This is a genomic window from Bradyrhizobium sp. BRP19 (assembly GCF_020194195.1).
Lineage (GTDB): Bacteria > Pseudomonadota > Alphaproteobacteria > Rhizobiales > Xanthobacteraceae > Bradyrhizobium > Bradyrhizobium yuanmingense.
Genome location: NZ_JADYVZ010000022.1, coordinates 23,181 through 47,623 on the forward strand (window position 1 = coordinate 23,181; position 24,443 = coordinate 47,623).

Annotated in this window: 22 protein-coding genes and 1 pseudogene; 10 read left to right on the plus strand and 13 right to left on the minus strand. The window is 65.9% G+C overall.

Annotated elements, in window-relative coordinates; genetic code table 11:
- Positions 1-114: 114 nt before the first annotated feature.
- The 6 genes and pseudogenes from I6F36_RS34410 to I6F36_RS34435 form a co-directional block, all read right to left on the minus strand.
- On the minus strand, positions 115-1,095 hold the full coding sequence (locus I6F36_RS34410; protein WP_225172982.1) for a small ribosomal subunit Rsm22 family protein: 981 nt from the start codon (positions 1,093-1,095) through the stop codon (positions 115-117).
- 150 nt (positions 1,096-1,245) lie between these two features.
- Complete coding sequence (gene smc, locus I6F36_RS34415; protein ID WP_225157815.1) at positions 1,246-4,710, minus strand: chromosome segregation protein SMC; 3,465 nt, start codon at positions 4,708-4,710, stop codon at positions 1,246-1,248.
- 217 nt (positions 4,711-4,927) lie between these two features.
- The gene (locus tag I6F36_RS34420; protein ID WP_036006292.1) at positions 4,928-5,599 is read right to left on the minus strand and encodes a DsbA family protein; all 672 of its coding nucleotides are present in this window, start codon (positions 5,597-5,599) and stop codon (positions 4,928-4,930) included.
- 140 nt (positions 5,600-5,739) lie between these two features.
- Positions 5,740-6,237, minus strand: a complete 498-nt coding sequence (locus tag I6F36_RS34425) for a DUF721 domain-containing protein (RefSeq protein ID WP_036006294.1) — start codon at positions 6,235-6,237, stop codon at positions 5,740-5,742.
- 10 nt (positions 6,238-6,247) lie between these two features.
- Positions 6,248-6,568 carry a HigA family addiction module antitoxin gene (locus I6F36_RS34430; protein ID WP_036024868.1) on the minus strand — a complete coding sequence of 107 codons (321 nt, stop codon included), beginning with the start codon at positions 6,566-6,568 and terminating at the stop codon, positions 6,248-6,250.
- A pseudogene (locus tag I6F36_RS34435) lies at positions 6,543-6,823 on the minus strand (type II toxin-antitoxin system RelE/ParE family toxin). The gene I6F36_RS34430 and the pseudogene I6F36_RS34435 overlap by 26 nt, the downstream one beginning before the upstream one ends.
- An 83-nt stretch (positions 6,824-6,906) precedes the next feature.
- Between I6F36_RS34435 and mutY the strand changes: the two are divergent.
- Together mutY and I6F36_RS34445 are read left to right on the plus strand one after the other, a co-directional pair.
- A complete protein-coding gene (gene mutY, locus I6F36_RS34440) occupies positions 6,907-7,998 on the plus strand; it encodes an A/G-specific adenine glycosylase (protein WP_225172983.1) in 1,092 nt (363 codons plus the stop codon).
- Between the two features lie 65 nt (positions 7,999-8,063).
- Positions 8,064-8,486 (plus strand): PaaI family thioesterase, encoded by a 423-nt coding sequence (locus I6F36_RS34445; RefSeq protein ID WP_036006298.1) that lies wholly within the window; start codon positions 8,064-8,066, stop codon positions 8,484-8,486.
- 210 nt (positions 8,487-8,696) lie between these two features.
- Here the strand turns inward: I6F36_RS34445 and I6F36_RS34450 are convergent, their stop codons facing one another.
- Positions 8,697-9,974: a flavin-dependent oxidoreductase gene (locus tag I6F36_RS34450; protein WP_109144988.1), complete on the minus strand. Its 1,278-nt coding sequence runs from the start codon at positions 9,972-9,974 to the stop codon at positions 8,697-8,699.
- 124 nt (positions 9,975-10,098) lie between these two features.
- Here I6F36_RS34450 and I6F36_RS34455 point away from each other — a divergent pair, with 124 nt between their 5' ends.
- Positions 10,099-10,719, plus strand: a complete 621-nt coding sequence (locus I6F36_RS34455) for a glutathione S-transferase family protein (RefSeq protein ID WP_225172984.1) — start codon at positions 10,099-10,101, stop codon at positions 10,717-10,719.
- A gap of 110 nt (positions 10,720-10,829) precedes the next feature.
- Here I6F36_RS34455 and I6F36_RS34460 read toward each other — a convergent pair whose 3' ends face one another.
- Positions 10,830-11,753 (minus strand): LysR family transcriptional regulator, encoded by a 924-nt coding sequence (locus I6F36_RS34460; RefSeq protein ID WP_225172985.1) that lies wholly within the window; start codon positions 11,751-11,753, stop codon positions 10,830-10,832.
- A gap of 91 nt (positions 11,754-11,844) precedes the next feature.
- Here I6F36_RS34460 and I6F36_RS34465 point away from each other — a divergent pair, with 91 nt between their 5' ends.
- The 5 genes from I6F36_RS34465 to I6F36_RS34485 all read left to right on the plus strand — a co-directional run bounded on the left by I6F36_RS34465 (position 11,845) and on the right by I6F36_RS34485 (position 18,042).
- Entirely contained in the window at positions 11,845-12,288 is a 444-nt protein-coding gene (locus I6F36_RS34465) for a nuclear transport factor 2 family protein (RefSeq protein ID WP_225172986.1), read from the plus strand.
- A 53-nt stretch (positions 12,289-12,341) separates the two neighbouring features.
- Entirely contained in the window at positions 12,342-12,509 is a 168-nt protein-coding gene (locus I6F36_RS34470) for a DUF1127 domain-containing protein (protein ID WP_225150684.1), read from the plus strand.
- A gap of 126 nt (positions 12,510-12,635) precedes the next feature.
- Complete coding sequence (locus tag I6F36_RS34475) at positions 12,636-13,220, plus strand: biliverdin-producing heme oxygenase (protein ID WP_225172987.1); 585 nt, start codon at positions 12,636-12,638, stop codon at positions 13,218-13,220.
- Positions 13,217-15,763 (plus strand): HWE histidine kinase domain-containing protein, encoded by a 2,547-nt coding sequence (locus tag I6F36_RS34480; protein WP_225172988.1) that lies wholly within the window; start codon positions 13,217-13,219, stop codon positions 15,761-15,763. The genes I6F36_RS34475 and I6F36_RS34480 overlap by 4 nt, the downstream gene beginning before the upstream one ends.
- Positions 15,764-16,032: 269 nt before the next feature.
- On the plus strand, positions 16,033-18,042 hold the full coding sequence (locus tag I6F36_RS34485) for a methyl-accepting chemotaxis protein (protein ID WP_225172989.1): 2,010 nt from the start codon (positions 16,033-16,035) through the stop codon (positions 18,040-18,042).
- 54 nt (positions 18,043-18,096) lie between these two features.
- Here I6F36_RS34485 and I6F36_RS34490 read toward each other — a convergent pair whose 3' ends face one another.
- From I6F36_RS34490 to I6F36_RS34500, 3 genes are all read right to left on the minus strand, one after another.
- Positions 18,097-18,777 carry a glutathione S-transferase family protein gene (locus I6F36_RS34490; RefSeq protein WP_225172990.1) on the minus strand — a complete coding sequence of 227 codons (681 nt, stop codon included), beginning with the start codon at positions 18,775-18,777 and terminating at the stop codon, positions 18,097-18,099.
- Between the two features lie 128 nt (positions 18,778-18,905).
- Positions 18,906-19,232: a hypothetical protein gene (locus tag I6F36_RS34495; RefSeq protein ID WP_036006310.1), complete on the minus strand. Its 327-nt coding sequence runs from the start codon at positions 19,230-19,232 to the stop codon at positions 18,906-18,908.
- A gap of 198 nt (positions 19,233-19,430) precedes the next feature.
- On the minus strand, positions 19,431-20,561 hold the full coding sequence (locus I6F36_RS34500) for a site-specific DNA-methyltransferase (RefSeq protein ID WP_276573746.1): 1,131 nt from the start codon (positions 20,559-20,561) through the stop codon (positions 19,431-19,433).
- A gap of 418 nt (positions 20,562-20,979) precedes the next feature.
- Here I6F36_RS34500 and I6F36_RS34505 point away from each other — a divergent pair, with 418 nt between their 5' ends.
- Entirely contained in the window at positions 20,980-21,921 is a 942-nt protein-coding gene (locus I6F36_RS34505; RefSeq protein ID WP_036006315.1) for a neutral zinc metallopeptidase, read from the plus strand.
- A gap of 35 nt (positions 21,922-21,956) precedes the next feature.
- Entirely contained in the window at positions 21,957-22,520 is a 564-nt protein-coding gene (moaB, locus tag I6F36_RS34510) for a molybdenum cofactor biosynthesis protein B (protein ID WP_036024863.1), read from the plus strand.
- Between the two features lie 191 nt (positions 22,521-22,711).
- Here moaB and I6F36_RS34515 read toward each other — a convergent pair whose 3' ends face one another.
- Both I6F36_RS34515 and I6F36_RS34520 read right to left on the minus strand, forming a co-directional pair.
- On the minus strand, positions 22,712-23,671 hold the full coding sequence (locus tag I6F36_RS34515) for a helix-turn-helix domain-containing GNAT family N-acetyltransferase (RefSeq protein ID WP_225143145.1): 960 nt from the start codon (positions 23,669-23,671) through the stop codon (positions 22,712-22,714).
- Between the two features lie 63 nt (positions 23,672-23,734).
- On the minus strand, positions 23,735-24,310 hold the full coding sequence (locus I6F36_RS34520; RefSeq protein WP_225172992.1) for a glycosyl transferase: 576 nt from the start codon (positions 24,308-24,310) through the stop codon (positions 23,735-23,737).
- Positions 24,311-24,443 lie beyond the last annotated feature (133 nt).

The window sequence follows — 24,443 nt, forward strand, 5'->3', positions numbered from 1 at the left end:
GGCGGGCGCTAGGGTAGACGAAATTAACGCAGGATGAGAGCCCGGCGCGGAGGGAAGGTAAGACTTGGTCGGATCAGGAACGGCCCGAGTTCAAGGTAGGCACGGCCAGCGAAATTAACTTTCGGACATGACGGCATCGCCCCAGCGCCAGCGCCGGGCCTCGGCATAGGCCGCCTTGTCCCGCCGCGGGACGTTTGCCGGCGCAACCCCAGCCTCCGTGCAAAGCTTGGCCGCGATCTCGGCCTTGCCGACGTCCGGCGGTGCCAGCACGCGCGCGGCGCGGCTCGCGGGCGGGGTGCCGGTCAGGGCGACGTAGATGAAGCGCTCGTCCTCGAACGGGACCTCGGCGCCCTTGATCTGCCGGTGCGCCTGCGACCGGGGCAGGCGCTGGCTGAAATGGCACCAGTCGGGCGCGATGAGCGGGCACGGCCTTTCGTGCGGGCAGGGCGCGGTGACGAAGGCGCCAGCTGCGATCAGCTGCTGGCGCAGGGCGAGGATGCGGGCATAGCCAGCGGGCGTGCCGGGCTCGATCACCACCAGCGCGTGGCGCGCCCTGGCCCACATCGCCTCGGTCAGCTTGCGCTGATCGGCCTCGCTGAGCTCGCCGATGATGTAGCTGGCGATGACGAGATCGGCCTGTGAGACCTCGGCGAGGTTGCCGCCGGCATCGCCGGGCAGATAACGGCACTCCGCGAGGCGCGAGCTGTCGCGTGCGAGCTCGAGCGCGAGCCGGCTGAGCGTCGCGTTGGCATCGAGCAGGGTAAAATCCTGTAGCGAAGGAAAGGCTTCCGCGGCGGCCCAGCTGGCGGTGCCCGGACCGGCGCCGACGTCGAGCAATGTTTCGGGGGCGAGATCAGGCGCGATCTCGGTGAGCGCATTGAGGCTCGCCGCCACCGCCGCGTAGGTCGCGGGCATGCGCGCCAGCGCATACGCGAGCGCATCTGCGTCCGACTTGATCGTGCCGGAGGTGCCGCCGGCGCGATACGTAGTCGAGATCTTCTGCGAGCGCCGGGCCGCGTCGCTGCGGGAGAAGCCCTGCAGCTTGCCGTCGAGGGCGGCTTTCAGTTCGGCGGGAAGGGTGGGGGAGATCATCATCCGCAGTCATGCCCCGCGAAGGCGGGGCATCCAGTACTCCGAGACAGTGCCGTTAACCGAGAAGCCGCGGCGTACTGGATCAGTCCGCACCAGTGCGCAATTTGCGCACAAGGCGGATGATGACGCAATGGGTGTGGCGCGATCGAGCTATCACGCCACGTTCTGGTCGAGAATGTCCACGGCCTCGGCGAGGCTCACCGACACCAGCTGCGACACGCCGCGCTCGGCCATGGTGACGCCGAACAGGCGGTTCATCCGCGCCATCGTGATCGGGTTGTGCGTGATGATGATAAAGCGCGTGTCGGTCGAGCCAGTCATCTCGTGCAGGAGGTTGCAGTACCGTTCGACGTTGTGGTCGTCGAGCGGCGCGTCGACTTCGTCCAGCACGCAGATCGGCGAGGGGTTGGTCAGGAACACCGCGAAGATCAGCGCCATCGCGGTCAGCGCCTGCTCGCCGCCCGAGAGCAGCGACAGCGTCTGCGGTTTCTTGCCCGGCGGCTTGGCGATGATTTCGAGGCCGGCTTCCAGGGGGTCGTCGCTCTCGATCAGGTGCAGCGCGGCTTCGCCGCCGCCGAACAGCTCGACGAACAGGCGCTTGAAGTGCTCGTTGACGACGTCGAACGAGGTCAGCAGCCGCTCGCGGGCTTCCTTGTTGAGGCTCTGGATGCCCTGGCGCAGCCGCTTGATGGCCTCGACCAGGTCGTCGCGCTCGGTGACGAGGCCGGTGTGCTGGGTCTCGACCTCGCGCAGCTCTTCCTCGGCGCGCAGATTGACGGCGCCGAGGCGCTCGCGGTCCCGGCGCATCTTCTCGAGGTCCTCCTCGATCTCGTGCAGCGGCGGCAGTTCGGCGCCGGGCTCGAGCTCGGCAAGGCCGGCGACGGCCTGCGGCTCGACCTCGAGCATGTCGCGGATCTCGCGCTCGATGTCTTCCAGACGGCGGCGGGCGCCTTCCATGCGCTCCTCGGCGCGGGCGGTGGCCTCGCGGGCACTCGACAGTGCTTCGAGCGTCAGCTTGGCGACTCGGTCGGTCTCGGCCATCGCGGTTTCCGCGGTGGCGAGCGCGTCGGCGGCCATGCGGCGGTCGTTCTCGGCGTATTCGATCTCGGTGATCAGCGCGCTGCGCTTTTCGGCGAACACGGCCGGGGCGTTTTCGAGCTCGCTGCGCTCGATCGTGAGCTCGGCGATGCGCGCCTGGATGGTGTCGATATGGGAGGCCGCGCTCTCCTTGCGGTTCTGCCACTCGGTGCGTTCGGCGAGGATCGCCTGCACGCGGCGATCGGCGAGCTCGGCCTCACGTGCCAGCGCCTGCGCCTCGGCGCGGACCTGGGCGGCCATGCGGCGGCGGCCTTCGATGTCGCTGCGGACGGCGGCGAGCTGGGTCTCGGTGTCTTCGCTCGACGGCAGCTCGCCGATGCCGGCCTGGGCGTATTCGTAGGCGGCCTCGGCTTCGGCGCGATCGGCGGCGAGCCGGCTGTGCGCTTCCGACAGCGTCGCCTTGCGCGCGGCATGGCGGCTGATCTCGCGCTCGGCATTGGCGTGGCGCTCGCGCGCGACGTTCAGCTCGCGCTGGGCGCCGCGCCAGGCTTCGCGGCTGGCGCCTTCGGTGCTCGCCGCCATCTGCAGCTCGGACTCGGCGTTCTCCAGCGCCTGGCGCTTGATCTGCGCGTCGATGCGGGCCTGCTCCAGCTCGTTCTCGATGTCGACGAGGCGGGCACGTTCGGCGAGGCGCCGGGCGGCGCCAGTCGGGGCATGTGCTGCGGCGACAAAACCGTCCCAGCGCCAGACGTCGCCCTCGGGCGAGACCAGCCGCTGGCCGGTCTTGAGCTGCGAGACCAGCTCGGCGCCGCGCTCGCGTGGCACCACGCCGATCTGAGCGAGGCGGCGCGCCAGCTCGGCCGGCGCCTGCACATGGTTGGAGAGCGGAACGGCGCCTTCGGGCAGCTCCGGATCTCCCTCGGTGTGTCCGACATTGGTCCAGCGCATCGGCGCCGACGGATCGATCGGGGCGTCGAGATCGTCGCCGAGCGCGGCGCCGATCGCCTTTTCAAAGCCCTTGTCGACCGTGATGCCGTCGATGATCGGCGGCCACAAATTCTTGGTCTCGCCGTTGACGATCTTGGAGATCGTGCGCGCCTCGGTCTCGAGCCGCTGCACGCGCTTGTCGGCCTCGACCAGCGGCGAGCGTGAGGATTCCAGCGTCTGGCGTGCCGCGACATGCGCCGCTTCGCTGGCCTGCGCCGCAGCTTCGGAGGCCGCCAGCGTCTCTTCCGCCGTCTCGACCAGCGCGGTCAGCTCGTCGAGATCGCCGAAGCCGCCGGTTGCTTCGGTGAGCTTCTGCTCTTCCGCCGTGACGTTCGCGATCTCCTGATCGAGCCGGGCGAGCTTGTCGCGATGGGTGCGGACGTTGGCCTCGAGCTGGTTGCGCTTGGCGGTGAGGTCGGCGAGTGCGGTGGTGAGCTCGGCGAAGCGCTGCTCGGTTTCGGTCAGCACCGCCTCGGCCTCGGCAACGCGCTCGTCGACGCCGGAGCGCTTCTCGACGCGCGACTTGATCTCTTCCTTCAGCTCGGCATCTTCGGCGTCGAGCCGCTGCAGCGCGACGTCGGCATCCATGGTCTGCTGCTGAGCACGGGAAATGTCGCCCTCGAACTGGGCAAGGCGGCGCTCGAGCTCGGTGACGCGCTCCTTGGCGCGCTCTTCCTCACGGTCGAGCTGCTCGCGGGCATTGGTCAGGCGCTGCAGGCCGGCCGCGGCGCGCGCTTCGGCATCGCGCAGCGCCGGCATCTCGGCGGCGCGGATCGCCTGGATGCGGGCGGCTTCGGCCTGGTGCTGGGTGCGCTCGGCCATCTCGCGCACGGCGAGATCGTGGGTCTGGCCGGACTCGTTGACGTCGGCATGGGCACCGACCCAGCGCAGGTGGAACAGCGTGGCTTCGGCCTTGCGGACCTTGGCGGCGACCTCGCGATAGCGCACGGCCTGGCGAGCCTGCTTCTTCAGGCCTTCCATCTGGCCGGAGAGCTGGCCGATCACATCCTCGACGCGGGTGAGGTTGGTTTCGGCCGCCTTCAGCCGCAGCTCGGCCTCGTGACGGCGGGCATGCAGGCCGGCAACGCCCGCGGCATCTTCCAGCACGCGGCGGCGCTGCTCGGGCTTGGCCTGGATGATCTCGCCGATCTTGCCCTGGTGGACGAGGGCGGGCGAGCGTGCGCCGGTGGCGGCGTCCGCGAACAGGATCTGCACGTCGCGGGCCCGCACGTCGCGGCCGTTGATGCGGTAGACCGAGCCGGCCTCGCGCTCGATGCGGCGGGAGATTTCCAGGATCTGGCTGTCGTTCATCGCCGCCGGCGCGGTGCGATCGGCATTGTCGATCGTCATCGTCACTTCGGCATGGTTGCGCGCCGGACGATTGCCGGAGCCGGCGAAGATCACCGCATCCATGTCGGCCGCGCGCAGCGACTTGTAGGAGGTCTCGCCCATCGCCCAGCGCAGCGCCTCGACGAGATTGGACTTGCCGCAGCCGTTGGGGCCGACCACGCCGGTCAGGCCGGGCTCGATGACGAAGTCCGTGGGCTCAACGAAGGACTTGAAACCGTGAAGGCGCAGGCGGGTGATTTTCATAAGCACGCATCTCTGTTGGCAGGCGCGAATCCCCCTGCCGGGACAATACCATGGAAGGCAATGTCGCTGTCTGGGTGAGTCGCGCGAGGCGCCTCATGCGGCTGGACAATGGCCGCGGTGCGCCGCGAGGGCAACCGGCGAAAGCCGCTTTTCCCAAGGGATTTATGCCGGGAAAGATACGGCTTTCGAGATGCGAATCAGGATCTTGACGCGCGAATCAGCTCTTCAGCAGCGGGTTGATCTTCTTGGCGAACTCCTCGAACGAGGTGTCGCCCTTGATCTTCTCGCCGTTGATGAAGAAGGTCGGCGTCGAATCCACCTTGAGCACGTCGCTGGCATATTTCTGGTCGGCGGCAATCTTGTCGAGCAGCGCCTGGTCCTTCAGGCAGGCCTCGACCTGCTGCTGGGTGAGGCCGGCCTGCTTGCCGATCCGCGTCAGGGTCTCGGTGGTGTTCTTCATCACCCAGTCATTCTGCTGGCGGAACAGCATGTCGGTGACCGCGAAGTATTTCGGCGCATCGTCCTTGGCGATGCAGCGCGACAGCATCGAGCCGGCGGCGGCTTTGATGTCGAGCGGGAACTCGCGGAAGATGTAACGCACCTTGCCGGTGTCGATGTATTCCGTCTTGATCTTCGGGAACACCTGCTCGTTGAAGGCGGCGCAGTGCGGGCATGTCATCGAGGCGTATTCGGTGATGGTGACGGCGGCATCCTTCGGGCCGAGCGCCATGTCGGGCAGCGACACCGGCTTGGCGACATCGGCGGCCGACTGCGCCATTGCTTCAGGGATCATGGCGTCCGAGATGAACCGCAGCGGCGAGAGCCCGGCGAACGCGGCAAGCCCGGTCAGCGACAGCATCGTGGTGAAGGCGCGGCGGGTGATGATCAAGGTCGGCTCCCGGGATTGGCAAGGTTCGCCCGAAGGACGGGTCAAGGTTTCCTGCTCGGACGGCCTGTCGCTAGCTTGAAACGTCGTTTGAGGCAATGGCGGGCGCTACGGACAGGTCCAGTTTGGCCGCGGAATGAGGCTCAATTTCGCTTGATGGCGGCCCCGAGGCGCGCCAGCGCGGTCTTCAGTTCTTCATCTTCGATCTCGGTCAGGTTCTCCGCCACCTTGGCGACGGCCTTGGGGTCGGGTGGGCCGGGCCGCTTCCGGGCCCGCGGCCGCGACAGGGGCGCCTGGCGGAAGGCCAGCTTGCCGACCGCGCTCCAGCCGAAGAAGCGGTTGACCCGCTCCAGGATCACGTCGGCCGAATGCTGAATCTCCAGCGCCATCGGCCCCTCGACCCGTAGCACCAGGGTTGCCGGCTCCTGCGGCTGACCCTCGACCGGCCGCGGCCATTGCATCTTGAGCGGCTCGGCATGGGCCGCGATCTCCGGCCCCGCGATCTGTGCCCACCGCGTCACCAGCTCGCGCGCCGCAAAGCCCTGCTTGGCATAGGCCTCGGCAAAGACGTCGTCGAGCAGGATCCCGAGCGGTTTGGCGCTGACCGGGCCGGGCTTGAAGATGGGGCCGAATTTGGACATGAGCCGTCCGTTATGCCGCGGCGCGAGGCCGGATGGCCTTGAGGTCGCGATCGATCTCGCGCCGTCGTTGCATCAGATCATAGTCCATCTGCAGACCCAGGAAAAAGCCCTCCGACAGACCGAAATAGCGGGCGAGCCGCAGGTCAGTGTCGGCGGTGATGTCGCGCTTGCCGAGGACGATCTCGTTGATCCGCCGCGGCGGGACGTGAACGGCCCGCGCCAGCGCGTTCTGGCTCAGCTCCATCGGCTTCAAAAACTCTTCCAGCAGGATCTCGCCGGGATGGGGATTGCGGAGGAACCCGTTCCTAGTGGTAGTCGACGATTTCGACATCTCTCGGTCCTCCTTCATCCCACACAAAACAGATGCGCCACTGATCGTTGATCCGGATCGAGTGCTGACCTTCGCGGTTGGCTTTCAGGGCTCCAGTCGATTGCCCGGAGGAACCTTGAGATCCGCCAACACCCGCGCCTGGTTCAACAAGCGCAGCTTTCGCAAAGCCACATTCTGAATGTCGGGCGGCAGTTTTCGACTTCGCCGACCGGACCAGATCAACTCTGTCTCGGAGTTGGCGAAGCTCTGGATCATGTCTGTGTATAACGCAAGGCGTTATAGGGCGCAACGGTCCGGTCGCGCTGGCCACAGGCGGAATCCTCCTCTAGTAAAGGTGCATGCTCTCCACGACTGCGCGCAAGAAGGAACAGAGTACGGCGTCGTCGGTTCGCCCGCTCGCGCTCCTGCAATGGTACGATCGCCATCGCCGCCGACTGCCTTGGCGCGCCGGGCCGGGCGAGGCGTCCGATCCTTACCGCGTCTGGCTCTCCGAGATCATGCTCCAGCAGACCACCGTGAAGGCGGTCGGCCCTTATTTCGAAAAATTCGTCGCGCGCTGGCCGGATGTCACGGCGCTGGGGCGAGCCTCGCAGGACGACGTGCTGCGGATGTGGGCCGGGCTCGGCTATTACTCGCGCGCACGCAACCTCCATGCCTGCGCCGTGGCGGTGACGCGCGAGCATGGCGGCGTGTTTCCGGATACCGAGGAGGGGCTGCGCGCGCTGCCGGGGATCGGGCCCTACACGGCGGCGGCGATTGCGGCGATCGCGTTCGACCGCCGCACCATGCCGGTCGACGGCAATATCGAGCGCGTGGTGTCGCGGCTGTTCGCGGTCGAGGAGGAGCTGCCGCAAGCCAAGCCGCTCATCCAGCAACTCGCCGCGACGCTGCTGGCGGAGTCTCGCGCCGGCGACAGCGCGCAGGCGCTGATGGATCTCGGCGCCTCGATCTGCACGCCGAAGAAGCCGGCCTGTTCGCTGTGTCCGCTGAACGAGGACTGCGCGGCACGCGCGCAGGGCACCCAGGAGACGTTCCCGCGCAAGGCACCGAAGAAGAGCGGGATGCTCAGGCGCGGTGCCGCCTTCGTGGTCACGCGCGGCGACGAGCTGCTCGTCCGCTCGAGGCCCGAAAAGGGGTTGCTCGGCGGCATGACGGAGGTGCCGTGCTCGGACTGGCTCGCCGGCCAGGACGATGCAACGGCGAAGCAGCAGGCGCCGCAGCTGAAGGGGCTGTCGCGCTGGCAGCGCAAGGTGGGCGCCGTCACCCACGTCTTCACGCATTTTCCGCTCGAGCTAGTGGTCTACACGGCCAAGGCCGAGGCCCGGGTCCGCGCGCCCGAGGGCATGCGTTGGGTGCCGATCGCGACTCTGGCAGATGAGGCGCTGCCCAACGTCATGCGCAAGGTCATCGCGCATGGATTGGATCTCTAGCATCCATCCTGCTGACAGCAGGCTGTCAGCAGGCTTGCGCTAACAGGGGGCAAAGGAGATCTCGCATGGTCAAGACCGCGCTCGATAACTTCCCAAGGCCCCCATGCGCCGAGCTGCTCGGCTGGCGCCTGCTCGATGCCCGTCCGGAGGAGGGCTGGATCAAGCTCGGCTTCGACGGCAAGCCGGAGTTCTGCAACCCCGCGGGCTTCATCCAGGGCGGCATGCTCTCGGCGATGCTCGACGACACCATGGGTCCGGCGGTGCTGGTGATGAGCGAGGGCCGGCTCTACACCACCACGATCAGCATGACCGTGAATTTTTTGGCACCCGCAAAGCCCGGTCCGATCACCGGCGAAGCCAAGGTCACGCAGCTCGGCAAGACCATCGCCTTCGTCGAAGCCAAGCTGATGGCAGAGGACGGCACCGTGCTGGCGACGGCAAGCGCCAGCGAGCGATTGTTGGAGGCGGCGAGGGTGGTGGGAAAATAGTTCGGCGGTGCGCACTGCTCTTCCTTCTCCCCTTGCGGGAGAAGGTGGCGCGAAGCGCCGGATGAGGGGTTGCCTCAGCGAATTCTACTGCAAAAGATTTACCTGCGGACAGAACCCCTCACCCAAGTGAGTCCGCTTCTACCTGCGTCGCTGCCCTCTCCCGCAAGGGGAGAGGGCGTATTCGCGCACATCTCGCCTTGAGCAAAGAACTCACCCGACCGCGCGCGCGTCCTTGCTCACGATCGGCGGCTTCGCATTCAGCGCCTCGACCTGAAATCCCGCAACGCGCTTGTAGTTCGCGGCGATGTCCTCCAGCTCCTTTTGCGACAGCACGTCGGTGACGACCTTGTACCCGTCAGGCGCGCGCTCCTCGACCAGCTGCATCACCTGCTCGGGACCGTTCTTGCGGTTGAGCAGGACGAGGTCGGTGGTTGCGGGCCGCCGCTCGGCCTCATAGGCGAGCAGTGCCGCCTGCGTCGGACCGTGCGCCAGGATCTCGCGGGTGATGACGCGCGCGTCGAGGATCGCCTGCGAGGCGCCGTTCGAGCCGATCGGGTACATCGGATGCGCGGCATCGCCCATCAGCGTGACGCGGCCGAAGGTCCATTGCGACACCGGATCGCGGTCGACCAGCGGATATTCGTAAGCGTGCGGGCAGTTCCTGATCAGGGCGGGCACGTCGAGCCAGTCGAACTGCCAGCTTTCGAACCAGGGCAGGAACTCATCGAGCCGCGCCGTGCGGTTATAGTCCTCGCGACGCCACTGATAGGTCGGCGGCATGTGGCGCTCCGCGACCCAGTTGATGAGGTGGTTGCCGTCGGCGTCCGCTTCTTTCGAGATCGGATAGCAGACGAATTTCAGGATCTCGTGACCGGCCATGATCATGCTGCGGCCGGTGAGGAAGGCTTTGGCCGGCGTGACGCCGCGCCAGAGGATGCGGCCGTTCCAGATCGGCGGGCCTTCGTTCAGATAGAGCTTTTCTCGTGCGGCGGAATGGATGCCGTCGGCGGCGATCAGGATCGTGCCCTCGTAGGTGCCGGCGGCCTTGCCGGTCGCCCTGTCGACGAAGTCGGCGCGCACGCCGCCCGCCGTCTCGGTCCAGCCGGTCAGATGATGGCTGGTGAGGATGTTGTCGCGGCCGAGCCGCTCGAGCGCGGTGTCGAGCAGGATCTGCTGCAGCGTGCCGCGATGGATCGAGAATTGCGGCCATTTGTAGCCGGCCTCAAGGCCGCGCGGCTCGCTCCAGATCGGCTTGCCGTGCTTGGAGAAATATGCGAGCTCGCGCGTCCGCACACCGCTGGCGTCCAGCTTGTCCAGCAGGCCGAGCTCGATCAGCTCGCGCACCGCATGCGGCAGCACGTTGATGCCGACCCCGAGCGGCTTCAGTTCCGCGACGCTCTCGAACACTTTCACGGGAACGCCGATTTGATGCAGGCTGAGCGCAAGCGTCAGCCCGCCGATGCCGCCACCGGCGATGAGTACCGTCATGAGAAAACCCCTCCGATGGAGGCGTCTTGGCACAGCCGGGCGGCCGTGGGCAACTGCGAACTGGCCGCCTATGGACGGCGCGGCGGAGGACCGTTAACCTCCGGTTTTCCCCATGAGGTCCGACATGCTCAAGCTCTACTACGCCACCGGCACCTGCGCGCTCGCCACCTACATCACCCTGGAAGAGGCCGGCGCCAACTACACCGCTGAGCGGCTGAGCTTCAAGGACAACCAGCAGAACAGCCCGGACTATCTCGCCATCAACCCAAAGGGCCGGGTGCCGGCGCTGGTCACCGACCGCGGCGTCCTGACCGAGACGCCGGCGATGCTGGCCTATCTCGCGCAGACCTTCCCCAAGGCGAAGCTCGCGCCGCTCGACGATCCCTTCGACTTCGCCCAGGTGCAGTCGTTCAACTCCTATCTCTGCTCGACCGTGCACATCAACCACGCCCACAAGATGCGCGGCGCGCGCTGGGCGACGGAGGAGAGCTCGTTCGCCGACATGAAGGCGATGGTGCCGAAGACCATGGGCGCTTGCTTCAAGCTGATCGAGCAGAAGATGTTTCAGGGACCCTGGGTGATGGGCGATCAGTACACGATCTGCGATCCCTATCTTTATACGCTCTCGACCTGGCTCGAAGGCGACAGCGTCGACATCAATGCGACGCCGAAGATCGCCGATCACTTCATGCGCATGTCCGATCGCCCCGCGGTGAGTAAGGTGATGGCGGCGCAGAAGGCGTAGGAGCGCAGCTGTTGTGGGGTGGGTTAGCGCAGCGTAACCCACCTCTTCTGTTGCTGCGGAAACCAAAGTGGTGGGTTACGCCTTCGGCTAACCCACCATACGAGAGCTTGCTACGGGAGTTTCCGCCTGGCTTGCTCCAGCTGCCGCCCCGTCTCCAGCATCAGCCTTCTCAGCCAGATCGAACCGGGGTCCATCTGCGCGCGCGTCGGGTGGAACATGAACTGCTCGTCGATCCCTGGATCGAGCGGCGGCGTCACCGTGACGAGGCCGAGCTGCTGCGACAGCGCGGCGATCAGCCGGCGCGGCACGAAGGCGACGAGATCGGTGCGCGCGGCAACGTGCAAGGCTTCGAGATAGCCCGGCACGACCAGCGAGATATGTCGCTCGACGCCTTTGCCGCGCAGCCAGGTGTCGATGAGATCCTCGGCATTGCCGCGGATGATCACGCCGACATGGCGGGCGGCCAGGAACGCCTCGCGTCGCTTCAGCCTCGCTCCCACAGGATGGCCGCGCCGCACCGCCAGCGCGTCGCTGTCGGTGTAGAGCAACTGGCGATGAAACCCCTTGAAGGCGTTGCCGATCGAGATCACGAGGTCGATGGTGCGGGCGAACTCGGCGTGGAAGATCGCAGGTCCCCGCCACGGCACCACGTCGATGCGGACGTTGGGGGCAAGGCGCGTCACTTTCGCCATCAAGGGCGGCATCAACAGCTCGACTGCGAGATCCGGCATCATCAGGCGGAACTGCCGCTCGCTGCGCGCGGCATCGAACTCATCGGGCAAGAACAGCCCGCGGACCTGGTCGAGAGCCTGCGCCAGCGGCGCACGCAGGGCGAGCGCCCGCGGCGTCAGCTCCATCCGTACGCCCGTGCGCACCAGCAGCGGGTCACCGAAGATGTCGCGCAGGCGCTGCAAGGCGTGGCTCGTCGCCGGCTGTGACAGGCCGATCCTCATCGCCGCGCGGCTGACATTGGCCTCGCGCAGCAATGCGTCGAGCGCGGTCAACAGGTTGAGGTCGAGCGTTTTCAAATTCATGAGGTGAATAGATATCATATTCTCTATCGATTTGAAGAATGACGTTGGCCCGGCGATGATCTCCACGTTGTCACCACGAGGAGATGCCGCCATGAACACGAGCGCCAACAAGAAACTGCTGCAGGATATCTTTGCCGCGGCCGCCAATCCCGATCCGGCCGCGCGCGACCGCGCCCTGTTTACAGCAAGTCTCGCCGACGACGCCAAATGGGTCGTCACCGGGCAATATTCCTGGTCGCGCACCTTTGCCGGCAAGGACGCGATCCTCAAAGATCTGCACGGCTATGTCCGCACGCGCCTGCGCGACCGCACGCGGACCGTCGCCCATCGCTTCATCGCCGATGGCGACATCGTGGTGGTCGAAGCCAAGGGAGATAACGTCACGCCCGAGGGCGTGCGTTACGACAACGATTATTGCCTCGTGTTTCGCCTGGAGGACGGCAAGATCAAGGAGATTCGCGAGTACTGCGACTCCATGCTGACCGAGAAGGCGCTCGGCCCGTTTCCGCAAGCCTCCGCGAGGGCAGCGAGCTGACCGGATTGGACCAGGTCGCGTCCACCGGCCGCTCCTGTTCGCCACGGCCCGCGATGTTTGTGCGAGCCTGTCGGACGCTGCTGGAACTCCTGCAGACCCGGCACGAGCGGTCTCGGATCCGCTGCCAGCTCGCGGCCATGACCGAACGCGAGCTTCAGGATTTCGGGATGTCCCGGAGCGAGATCGAGCACGAGCTCAGAAGGACGGTTCGGCGGAAATGAACGGAGTGGACCCCCCATGTCTCGCCGCTCGCGGTGCCAAGGCCGGCGGAACTATTGCGTGCCGCCGGCGTTCCCTCGGTTGCCGGGCGCGTCGCGCCCGCGGCAACCTGCGTTCTCGGGAATTTCATGCTGGCTGGGGCTTCGGACGTTTCAACGCAGGGAGGCCGCAGCTTCTCCGGACTGCGCGAACGACTAAGAGACGCAACGTCGGCCGCGCACCGCGACCTCGACGCGCAGCTATCGGCGTTCGATCTGACCGAGCTCTCCGGCTATCGGCGCTTTCTGCAAGCCAGCGCCGGCGCCTTGCTGCCGCTCGAGTCGGCACTCGTCGAGGCCGACGTCAGCAGGGCTTTCCCGGACTGGCCGGAGCGGTCGCGAAGCGTGGCAATCCTGGCTGATCTCGAGCGCCTCGGCAGCGCGGTGCCGAGGCTGGTGTCCGTACCCCCACTGACGCGCAGCGGCGTTGTGGGCACGATGTATGTGCTCGAAGGCTCCCGTCTCGGGGCAAAATTCCTGCTGAAGATGGTCGCGGATTCCGGCAATCCGCGCATCCGCGAAGCTGTCGCCTATCTCAGTCACGGCACCGGCAGGCGGTTTTGGCAAAGTTTCCTGGCGAAGCTTGCAATCGACGAGCGTTGGGATGAAGACGAGGCGATCGCGGCGGCCCACATCGCCTTCGCCGCATTCGAGCAGGCGGCGGACCGGTCATGAACCAGGCCGTCAATCTCACCAATTGCGATCGCGAGCCGATCCACATTCCCGGCAGCGTGCAGCCGTTTGGCTTCCTGCTGGCCGTGCTCTCGGATTTCACGATCTGCATGGCCTCGGACAACGTCGGGAGCTTTCTTGGAACGGATGTTGCCGACCTGCTGCAGCGGCCGCTGTCGGGCGTGATCTCCGGGGCGGCGGTTGAAACGATCCGCAGCCGGGTCGATCATCTCGGCGGTCCGGATGCGACCGAACGCCTGTTCGGCGTCGAGCTGCAGCCCGGCAAGCCACTCTTCGATCTTTCGATTCATCTCTCCGGCGTCTATCTGATCATCGAGGCGGAGCCGAGCGTCCACGAGCCCGGCGTCAATTCCGGCGAGCTTGTGCGCTTGATGCTCGAACGGATCCGCAAGACGCGCGGAATGGCCGATTTGGCGCGCGAGGCGGCGCGTCAGCTCAAGGTGCTGACCGGCTTCGACCGCGTCATGGTCTATCAGTTTCACCCGGACGGGTCCGGCGAGGTGATCGCCGAGACGGCGGAGTCCGGGCTCGAATCCTTCTTCGGCCTGCGTTACCCTGCATCCGACATCCCAAGGCAAGCGCGCGCGCTCTATCAGCGCAACTGGCTGCGCATCATCGCCGACGTCGACGCGCGGCCTGCCGCGCTGATGTCCACGGCCACGCACAATGCGGGACTGCTCGACCTGTCGATGAGCGTGCTGCGCTCGGTGTCGCCGATCCACATCGAGTATCTGCGTAACATGGGCGTTGCCGCCTCCATGTCGGTGTCGATCCTGCGTGACGGCAAGCTGTGGGGCCTGTTTGCTTGTCACCATTATTCGCCGCGTTACATTTCGTTCGACAAACGCACGGCCTCCGAGCTGTTCGGTCAGATGTTCTCGTGGATCGTGGAAGGCCGCGAGCGCGAGGGTGACGTCGCCTATGAGGCCCGCGCGCATCAGGTCCAGGAGCGATTGATCGAGATCGCGGCCTCGCACGACCACAGCCGGCGGGCGATCGTCGATTTCCTGGGCGACTACCGCAAGATGATCGAGTGCGACGGCGTCGCAGTCTGGTCCGATAACACCATCGCGCTCGAGGGCGAGACCCCGACCGAAGATGAGGTGAAGGATCTCGTCGCCTTCATCAACCGGACTTCGCCGGGCCGGATCTTCGCCAGCGCCGAGATCGCCCAGGTCTACGCCGCCGGCCAGGCCTTCCGTGACCGCGCGGCGGGCTTTCTCGCCATCCCGATCTCGCGGACCCCGCGCGATTGCCTGATCTTCTTCCGCCGCGAAGTCACGCGATCGGTGAAATGGGCCGCCGATCCCAACAAGGTCTACGACGAAGGGCCGCATGGGCCGCGTCTGACCCCGCGCAAGAGCTTCGAGCTATGGCAGGAAACGGTGGCGGGGCAGTCGAAGCCGTGGTCGGCGGCCGATATCCGCATCGCCGAGAGCCTGCGCGTCACGCTGCTGGAGGTGATCCTGCAACTGTCCGACCTCGCCGCGCGCGAGCGCCGCGGGGCACAGGAGCGGCAGGAACTGATGATCGCCGAGCTCAATCATCGCGTCCGCAACATCCTGAGCCTCGTGCGCGCCCTGGTGGCGCAGAGCAAGGAGACTGCGACCGGCATCGAGGAGTTCGCCAGCGTGCTCGGCGGCCGCATCCAGGCCCTCGCGCGCGCCCACGACCAGATCACGAACCTGAACTGGGCACCCGTCGCGCTCCGCACCCTGGTCGAGTCCGAGGCCGGCGCCTATCTCGGGGCGCGCGCAGACCGGGTGAAGATGGGCGGTCCGGACGTCGCGCTCGATCCAAAGGCGTTCGCGACGCTGGCGCTCGTCGTCCATGAGATGATGACCAATTCCGCCAAGTACGGCGCGCTTGCCGATTCCACCGGCAGTGTCGAGGTGGTCTGGCGCCTCGACCCGTCTTCCAGCCTCGTCATCGAGTGGAAGGAGAGCGGCGGTCCGCCCGTGCAGCCGCCGTCGCGGCGCGGCTTCGGCACCACCATCATCGAGCGGTCGGTGCCGTTCGATCTCAAGGGCGATGCCGAGATCCGTTTCGACCTCCTGGGCGTCCAGGCGAAGTTCGTCATTCCGCCCAACTTCGTCCAGCTCGTCCCATCCATCGCGGGAGCCGCCATGCGTATCGAGGAGCAGCAATCTGCCCGTCCACGGATTTCCGACACGGCCCTGATCGTGGAGGACAACCTGATCATCGCGATGGCCGCGGAGGTCATCCTGCTCGACCTCGGCGCCCGCCACGTCGACACCGCCGCAACCGTCGACCAGGCACTGCGCTCGATCGAGCGTTCGCGGCCGAGCTTTGCTCTGCTCGATCTCAATCTCGGCAGCGAGAGCAGCATCAAGGTGGCGCAGAAGCTAAAGGAGATCGGGGTGCCCTTCATCTTCGCGACCGGCTATGGCGAGCGCGCGCCGATCCCCGAGCCATTGGCCTCCGCGCCGGTGGTCCAGAAGCCCTACACGCTGGAAGTGGTCGAAAATGCACTCGGCAAATTGCAGCAGGCCGGCGCCCAATAGGCATCCCCTGACGAACAGCATGCATCGGCGTGCATGGCACAGCGGATTCGCATGCGGCTTTGCATAGCTGCCGACAAAATCGGCAGATTTGGTGCGGGTCGAGATCGGGCGCGCGAGGAATTTGAAGGTTCAATTAAGAAGTGTCCCCCATTGTGTCGCGGTGCAGCGTAGGCCGCCAGGGGCGCGGCGTGCGGCTGTCGGAGTGGCCGTGACGATCGCCGGAGTCGTTCGGCCCCTCGAATTCACATGCATCTGGGTGGACAGTGGGAATGCCGAAATTTCGTTTGCGGATCAGGGGACGCCTGTACGCAGGCTTCATGGCCCTGGTGGCGGTGGGTGTCGTGATGGCGGTGGTTGCCGTCTGGAATTTGCGGGATGTGCAGGATCAGGTCGCAAGACAATCCGCCCTCTCGGACAGCACGGCGCGGGTGCTGGAAATATCGGCCCATCTGCAGGCGATTCAGCGGGCCAATTTGCGCTACGTCTACGACGGCAACGAGTCCGCAATGAAGGAAGCGCAAGAGCGCGAGACCGCGGCGAGCGAGCTGCTCCGGGTCGGCGCTCAGGGGGCGCTCTCCGAGGAGCGGCGCGCGCTCTACAACGGCCTGATCGACGAGATCGCGAAAATGCGACGCCTGCGTGACAATCTCAGCGACGCCGTCAACGAGACGAGAACGGGCAAGGCGACGCTGCTGCCGAGTGGCGAGGACCTGGCCACCAAGACGAACAAGCTCGTCGACGTGGCGCGCGCCGCCGTCGATGAAGATACCGCTTCCCTCGTCGCCGATCTCGAATCCCGAATCCTGCTCGTGAGGATCGTAAACTGGCGTTTTCTGGCCCTTCGCGATGCGCAGGGCCCTGCGACCTTCAGGGCGAGCATCGACAGGGCATTACAACGGCTCGGGGCACTCGAAAAGAGCCCGCAGGCGGCGGCGTTGCGCGCCACGCTGGCGCCGGTGAAGACCTCGCTTGAAACCTACAAGACGGCGTTCGAGACGACCTCCGCAGCGATGCTTAAAGCGGACGAGATCTACCACAAGAGCCTCGCGCCCCTCATCGTCGACAGCATCGGCAAGCTCAAGGTGGCGGAAACGACGCTGAAGGAGGACTACCAGGTATCGCGCACCACCGCCGAGGCCGTGATCGCGGGAACGACGACCGTGCAGGAGATCGCCGGCGGCCTCGCCATCCTGTTCGGAGGCATCGTCGCCTTCCTCATCGCCCGTAGCATCGTCGGTCCGCTGACCTCGATGACGCAGGCGATGGGGCGGCTTGCCGGCGGCAATCTCGAGGTCGAGATTCCCGGCCGCGGCAGGGTCGACGAGATCGGCGACATGGCCAAGGCGATCCAGGTCTTCAAGGACAACATGATCGAGACCGAGAGCATGCGCGCCGAGCAGGCCGAACTCGAGGCGCGGCAGGCCGAGAACCGCAGGAAAGACATGGTCAGGCTCGCCGATCAGTTCGAGCAGGCCGTCGGCGAGATCGTCAACACGGTGTCGTCGGCATCGGGCGAGCTCGAAGCCTCCGCCGGCACGTTGACGACGACTGCCGCGCGCGCCCAGGACCTCTCGACGGAGGTCGCCAGCGCTTCGCAGGAGGCCTCGGCCAATGTGCAGGCGGTCGCCTCTGCGACCGAGGAGCTCTCCTCCTCGGTCTCCGAGATCGCCCGCCAGGTGCAGGAATCCGCCCGCATCGCCACCGAGGCTGTCGGTCAGGCGACCCGGACCAACGAGCGCGTCGGCGCGCTCTCCAAGGCCGCCGCGCGGATCGGCGACGTGGTCGAGCTGATCAGCACCATTGCCGGCCAGACCAACCTCTTGGCGCTGAACGCCACGATCGAGGCGGCGCGCGCGGGCGAAGCCGGCCGCGGCTTTGCCGTGGTCGCTACCGAGGTCAAGGCGCTCGCCGAGCAGACGGCAAGGGCCACCGGCGAGATCGCCCAGCAGGTCTCCGGCATCCAGGCCGCTACCGAGGAGTCGGTCGGTTCGATCCGGGAGATCAGCGGCACCATCGAGCGGCTGTCGGAGATCTCGTCGACGGTCGCCGCGGCCGTGGAGCAGCAGGGCGCGGCGACGCAGGAGATATCCCGCAACGTCCAGCAGGCGGCCCAGGGCACCCAGCTCGTCTCGTCCAACATCGGCGACGTGCAGCGCGGCGCCTCCGAGACCGGCTCGGCCTCCTCGCAGGTGTTGTCGGCGGCGCGCTCGCTGTCGGCCGACAGCAATCGGTTGAAGCAGGAAGTCGCCAAGTTCCTGAGCTCGGTCCACGCTGCCTGACGTCTTGAAAGCAAGAGGCCACGCGCATGCGCGTGGCCTCGAACAGCGGCGCGATCAAGCCACCTTGGTCGTCATGTGCTTGAACATGTTGGCTCGCGCTTCGTCGTCCATCTCGGCCTTGAAGGTGAACTTGTCCTTCAGGGCGATGGCACGCGCCGCCGCCGGGCGCGCCGAGATCTCGTCGACCAGCCGCTTCACGTTCGGGTATCGCGCAAAGGCGTCGTCGCCGAGCTTGAACGGCACCATCCGCGCCCAGCCCCACATCGCCATGTCGACGATCGAATAGCTGTCGCCGACCATGTAGCGGCGGTCCTTCAAGTGAGCGTCGAGGATCTTGTAGTGGCGGTCGGTCTCGTACTGATAGCGGTTGTTGGCGTAGTCGTGGTTCTGGTCCTTCGGCGCAAAATGCTTGAAGTGCACGGCCTGACCCGAAAACGGCCCGACGCCGCTCGCGACGAACATCAGCCAGGACAAGAACTCGGCGCGGTTGGAGGGGAGGAATTTGCCGGTCTTCTCGGCGAGATAGAGCAGGATGGCGTTCGAATCGAACACGATGGTGCCGCCATCGTCGATCGCCGGCACCTTGCCGTTCGGATTGATCTTGAGGAATTCCGGCGTGAATTGCTCGCCTTTGCGGGTGTCGATCTTCACCGGCTCGAACGGCAGGCCGGATTCTTCGAGATAGAGCGCGACCTTGGTCGGGTTCGGTGATCCATTGAAATAGAACTTGAGCATCAAGCATCTCCCCGGTGTCTATATTGCCGCGCGCGGCCGCGGCGTCGTTGGGCGAGCCTGTCTTGCCTGAACCTCGCCCGAGAGAGCAACCGGCGAGTTTGCCGGGCGGTGTCTGCGCGGTACGCAGATCAGGCGGCGTAACAGAGGCCGATTGCCGCCGCGACGACCATGGCCGCGCCCACGGCCTCCAGCCGCAGGCCGAGCCGCGCTGCGAGATGCATGTCGGAGGCCCGCGCCGCGCGCTCCGACCCGCGCGCATAGCCGTGAACGATGACGTCGTGGTTGAAATTGTCGTGCGCCTCGTTGCTGCTGGCGAGCCCGACGCAGATCACGAGCACGCCGAACAGCGCCAGGCCGAAGAATCCGAGCAGCGCGATCAGGAACATCGGAAACATGCCGATCAGGAAGATCGGCAGCAGCGGCACCAGCAGCAATGTCTCGGACTGTCGTCGCATGGGAGCAGGCCGGTCAGGACGGAGGCTGATGGGGGCGAGTCTAGTCCTGGTTGGCGTGGCTTTCAACTCACGCCGCTGTCATTCCGGGGCGCGCCTCTTGGCGCGAGCCCGGAATCCATTGGGCGGCATGGGACGCTGTTGGATGGATTCCGGGCTCGCGCGCTTTGCGCACGTCCCGGAATGACTTAGGAGAGGAAACTACTCCGCCGCCATTCCCGCGCGGATCTCGGCGCGGAGCTCGTCGATCAGCTTGAGGCCCTTCTTGGTCTCGACGTGCCAGAAGGTCCAGCCGTTGCAGGCCTGCGCGCCTTGCGCCACCGCGCCGATGCGGTGGATCGAGCCGACCTTGTCGCCAAGCATGATGGCGCCGTCGGCGCGCACCAATGCGCCGAGCTCCTTCTTGGCGTCGAACAGCTTGGTGCCGGGCATGATCATGCCGCGCTCGATCAGCTCGGAGAACGCAACGCGCGGCGCCTCGCGCGCGGTCATGAACGGGGCAAGGCTCTCTTCCGGCAACGGTTCGACCTTGGCGATGCGCGCCTCGGCCGCCTTGGCGTAGGTCTTGTCGCGCTCGAAGCCGACATAGGAGCGGCCGAGGCGCTTGGCGACCGCGCCGGTGGTGCCGGTGCCGTTGAACGGGTCGATGACGAGATCGCCGGGCTTGGACGAGGACAGCAGCACGCGCGCCAGCAGGCCTTCGGGCTTCTGTGTCGGATGCACTTTCTTGCCGTCGGCGCCCTTGAGGCGCTCCTCGCCGGTGCAGAGCGGAATCAGCCAGTCGGACCGCGCCTGCACATCCTCGTTGGCGGCCTTCAATGCCTCGTAGTTGAACGTGTAGCCCTTGGCCTTCTCGTCACGCGCGGCCCAGATCATGGTTTCGTGCGCGTTGGTGAAGCGGCGGCCGCGGAAATTCGGCATCGGATTGGTCTTGCGCCAGACGATGTCGTTCAGCAGCCAGAAGCCGAGGTCCTGCATGATGGCGCCGACGCGGAAGATGTTGTGATAGGAGCCGATCACCCAGATCGTCGCCGACGGCTTCATGGCGCGGCGTGCGGCGAGCAGCCAGGCGCGGGTGAAATCGTCGTAGGCGGCAAACGAATCGAACTTGTCCCAGTCGTCGTTGACGGCATCGACATGGGATTCGTCGGGACGCTTGAGGTCGCCCTTGAGCTGCAGATTGTAGGGCGGATCGGCGAACACCAGGTCGACGCTGCCTGCCTGCAGCTTCGACATCTCGGCGACGCAATCGCCGACGATGATGCGATGCGAAGGGGACTCAAAATTTGTGCGGGGCGCCCTTGCAGACGCCCCGCGACGCGACTCTACCATGACTCAAGAACTCTGACTCAGGCGACGCTGTCGGCGACGCGGGACCAAACAACCGACTGGCCGTTACATTGAAGGGGCAAAGTAAAAATCGACTTAACCCGCCGCTTTCGTGAGCGCTCCTCGCATGATCGTTCGCGCACAAATTGTTGCGCGCATTCGCCTTGTTTTACAGTGTATTTCGTACTTGCGCGGCTCGCGGGATCGATCGTGGCGGGAAAAAGGCTGTAAATTTCTCTCGGAAAAAACTGCTCGGCCCTCGGAAAAATTTGCTGGCATCGACAGGCTGTCGCACTAGGCAATTTTTGCCGGCCACGATATTGATAAAAGCAACGGAAATTTTACGTATGTGGCGCGTTGAGCTTTCGCGTTTCTGTGCGCCGTCGAAACTTAAATCAGGGACCCCAGAGGAAAGGCCGCCATGCGCTACGATGACTTCCGCCGCAGCGACGACATCGAGGATCGTCGCGACGAAGGTGGTGGCTTTGGCGGCGGCGGAGGCGGCGGGTTCGGCCTGCCGATGGGCGGTGGCGGGCTCGGCATCGGCACCATCATCATCCTCGGCCTGGTCGGCTACGCCTTCGGCATCGATCCCCGCATCCTGATCGGCGGCGCCGAGATCCTCTCCGGCGGCGGGCATGCGCCGACCTACCAGACCGATCGCCAGGCCTCCTCGGGCAAGCGCGGCGCGCCGACCGACGAGATGGGCAGCATGATCTCCGGCATCCTCGGCGAGCTCGACGATCGCTGGAGCGAGATCTTCCAGGCCAACGGCCAGTCGTACACCGGTCCGAAGATCGTGCTGTTCCGCAACGCCACCAATGGCGGCCGCTGCGGCATGGCGCAGTCGGCCATGGGGCCGTTCTATTGTCCGCCCGACCGGACCATCTTCCTGGACACCGCCTTCTTCCGCGAGGTCGAGACCCGCTTTCGCGGCTGCTCCGGCAAGTCGGCGTGCAATTTCACCACCGCCTACATCATCGCGCACGAGGTCGGCCATCACATCCAGAACCTGCTCGGCATCATTCCGCGCGTGACGCGGCTGCAGCAGCAGGTCGGCTCGAAGGCCGAGGCCAATGCGCTCCAGGTCAAGGTGGAGTTGCAGGCCGATTGTCTGTCCGGCGTCTGGGTCAACCGTGAGGCGAAGAAGCGTCCGAACTTCCTCGAGCCCGGCGACATCGAGGCGGCGCTGACCACGGCGAGCGCGATCGGCGACGACACGCTGCAACGCCAGGCCACCGGCCGCGTGGTACCCGACTCCTTCACCCACGGCTCGGCGGCGCAACGCAAGCAATGGTTCATGATCGGCTACCAGCAGGGCACGGTCCAGGCCTGCAACACGTTCGGTGCGGGGGCGTTGTAACGCGTTAGCCCCGGAACGACGAGCGAGGGTGAAGAATGGCCTCCATCGACGAATCCAAACAATTCATCCCGCTCAACATTGCGGTGCTCACGGTGTCCGACACGCGCGCGCTTGCGGACGACAAGTCCGGTCAGACCCTCGCCGATCGTCTCACCGCTGCGGGTCATCATCTTGCCGCGCGCGAGATCGTCACCGATGATGTCGAGGAGATCCGCGCTGTGATCCGCCGCTGGATCGCCGATAGCGGCATCGACGTCGTCATCACCACCGGCGGCACCGGCTTTACCGGGCGCGACGTCACGCCCGAGGCGATCGAGCCGCTGTTCGAGAAGCGCATGGACGGCTTTTCGATCGCCTTCCACATGCTGAGCCACGCCAAGATCGGGGCGTCGACGATCCAGAGTCGCGCCACCGCGGGCGTCGCGGGCGCAACCTACATCTTCTGCCTGCCGGGCTCGCCCGGCGCCTGCCGCGACGGCTGGGACGGCATCCTCGCAGCTCAGCTCGACTACCGCACGCGCCCCTGCAACTTTGTCGAGATCATGCCGCGGCTGGACGAGCATCTGCGCCGGCCAAAGGCGCAAGGCGCGACGGTGTGAGTTCTTGCTTTTCTTCCCTTCTCCCCTTGTGGGAGAAGGTGGCGCGAAGCGCCGGATGAGGGGTTCTCTCCGCGCGCACCAATGCTTGTGGAGACATACCCCTCACCCAAGCGAGCTTGCGTTTGCTAGTTGACATGCCCTCTCCCGCAAGGGGAGAGGGCGCAGCAACGCGCATCTCGCTCGCTGCGAGATCAGAGATCCAGCTCCCACGTCTCGCCGACCAGGTCGGCACCGAAGCTGTGATGCGGCTCCGTCGCGACCAGCTTGAATCCCGCGCTTTGATAAATCCCGCGCGCAGCCACCAAAATGCTCTGCGTCCACAGCGTCATCTTGCTGTAGCCGCGCTCGCGGGCGCCCTGGATGCATTGCTCGACGAGGGCGCGGCCGACGCCGAGGCCCCGTGCTTTCTTCTCAACCTGCAACAGGCGGAGTTTGGCGATCTCGTCCGTGGCCTTGACCAGGAACACCGAGCCGACCGGCTCGCCACCGACCTCCGCGATCCAGCAGTGCTCGCGCGCGGCGTCGTAATTCCTGATGAACTGTGCGCAGATCTCGGCGACCAGCGCCTCGTAACTGATGTCCCAATTGTAGTCCGCAGCATAGGCGGCGCCCTGGCGGGAGATCACCCAGCCCATGTCGCCGACGCGATGGCTGCGCAGCATGAAAGAGGCGGGCGAGCTTCGGCGTTGCTCCAGCACGGCCTCGATCGTGGCCATCGCCTGCGTGAGCCGGGTCGCATCGCCAGGCGAAAGCTGAGCCAGCATCGCGGCGACCTCGTTTTGCGAGTCCAGGTTCAGCTTGGCGAAAGCCTGCCGGCCTTTGGCGGTCAGGCTGAGCTGGTACTGCCTGCGGTCCGCGGGCAGCGGCTTTCGCGTGATCAGCCCCTTCTCGTCGAAGCTCTGGACGATGCGGCTGAGATAGCCGGGATCGAGACCGAGCTCGTGTCCGATCTCTTTTGCGGCAAGGTCGTCGCGATGGGCGAGCTCGTAGAGCACCCGCGCCTCGCTGAGCGAGAATGGACTCTTGCCGAGGTGCTGGTCGAGCACACCGAGCTTGCGGGTGTAGAAGCGGTTGAAGGCGCGAACCGCTGCGACGTGGTCGTCGGCAGCCTGTTCGGCCACGGCGCTTGACGGCAAAGCTTTCGATAGCATGGGATCACCTCGATATTTGCCATTGTCAATTAATTATTTGACATTGGCAAGTATCTCGGCGTTTCAGCCGACCATGACAATCCGGCTGCGCAGCATGGTCCGGGACGACCGGCCGAGCCGGCGGAGCAGCCGTGCCTCGGAATGCCGGGCGTGGGGCGGGTAGCCGCCGATCCGGTCGTAATGATCGCGCGCGATCAGCAGCCCTTGATCGCCGAGCGGACCGACGAGCCTGCGCGCCACCGCCCAGAGAACGTCGCGCGCTGCGGTATTTGCGTAAGGCGAACGGGCATAGCGGAACACCGCGGCACGATCCCGGCCGCTGGTGGCGACGGCCTGGATGAACTGGGTGGTTTCCTCGATCCAGCCGGTTTCCAGCACCGCGCCCGCAGGCAGGAACATCAGCCACGGCGATCGGGCCTGGAGCGCGCCGGCAGCGAGCGCAGCGCCTTGCGAATGCCCTTCGAAGCCGATGAAACGGCAGCCCGCGACGTCGGCAACGCGCTCGATGACGCCGTTGCGCGTGCCGTCGACGAGAAGCACTTCCCGGATCACGCCGGCTGCGGCGCCGGGCACCAGCGCGGCCAGGGTTGCGACCGCCGTCTGCTCGACACCTTCGGTCGGAATGATGACGCTCAGCATGATTGAGGCTTCAGTTTCCGCACTTCGGGAGAAGCGTAGCGTTGCATGATGTTGTCATAAACCCGTCGCGCTGCCGAGTGCAACTTTCGGAAGGGGCTTCGGCGTGCGATGGTAAACTGCCGCGAGTTCATCG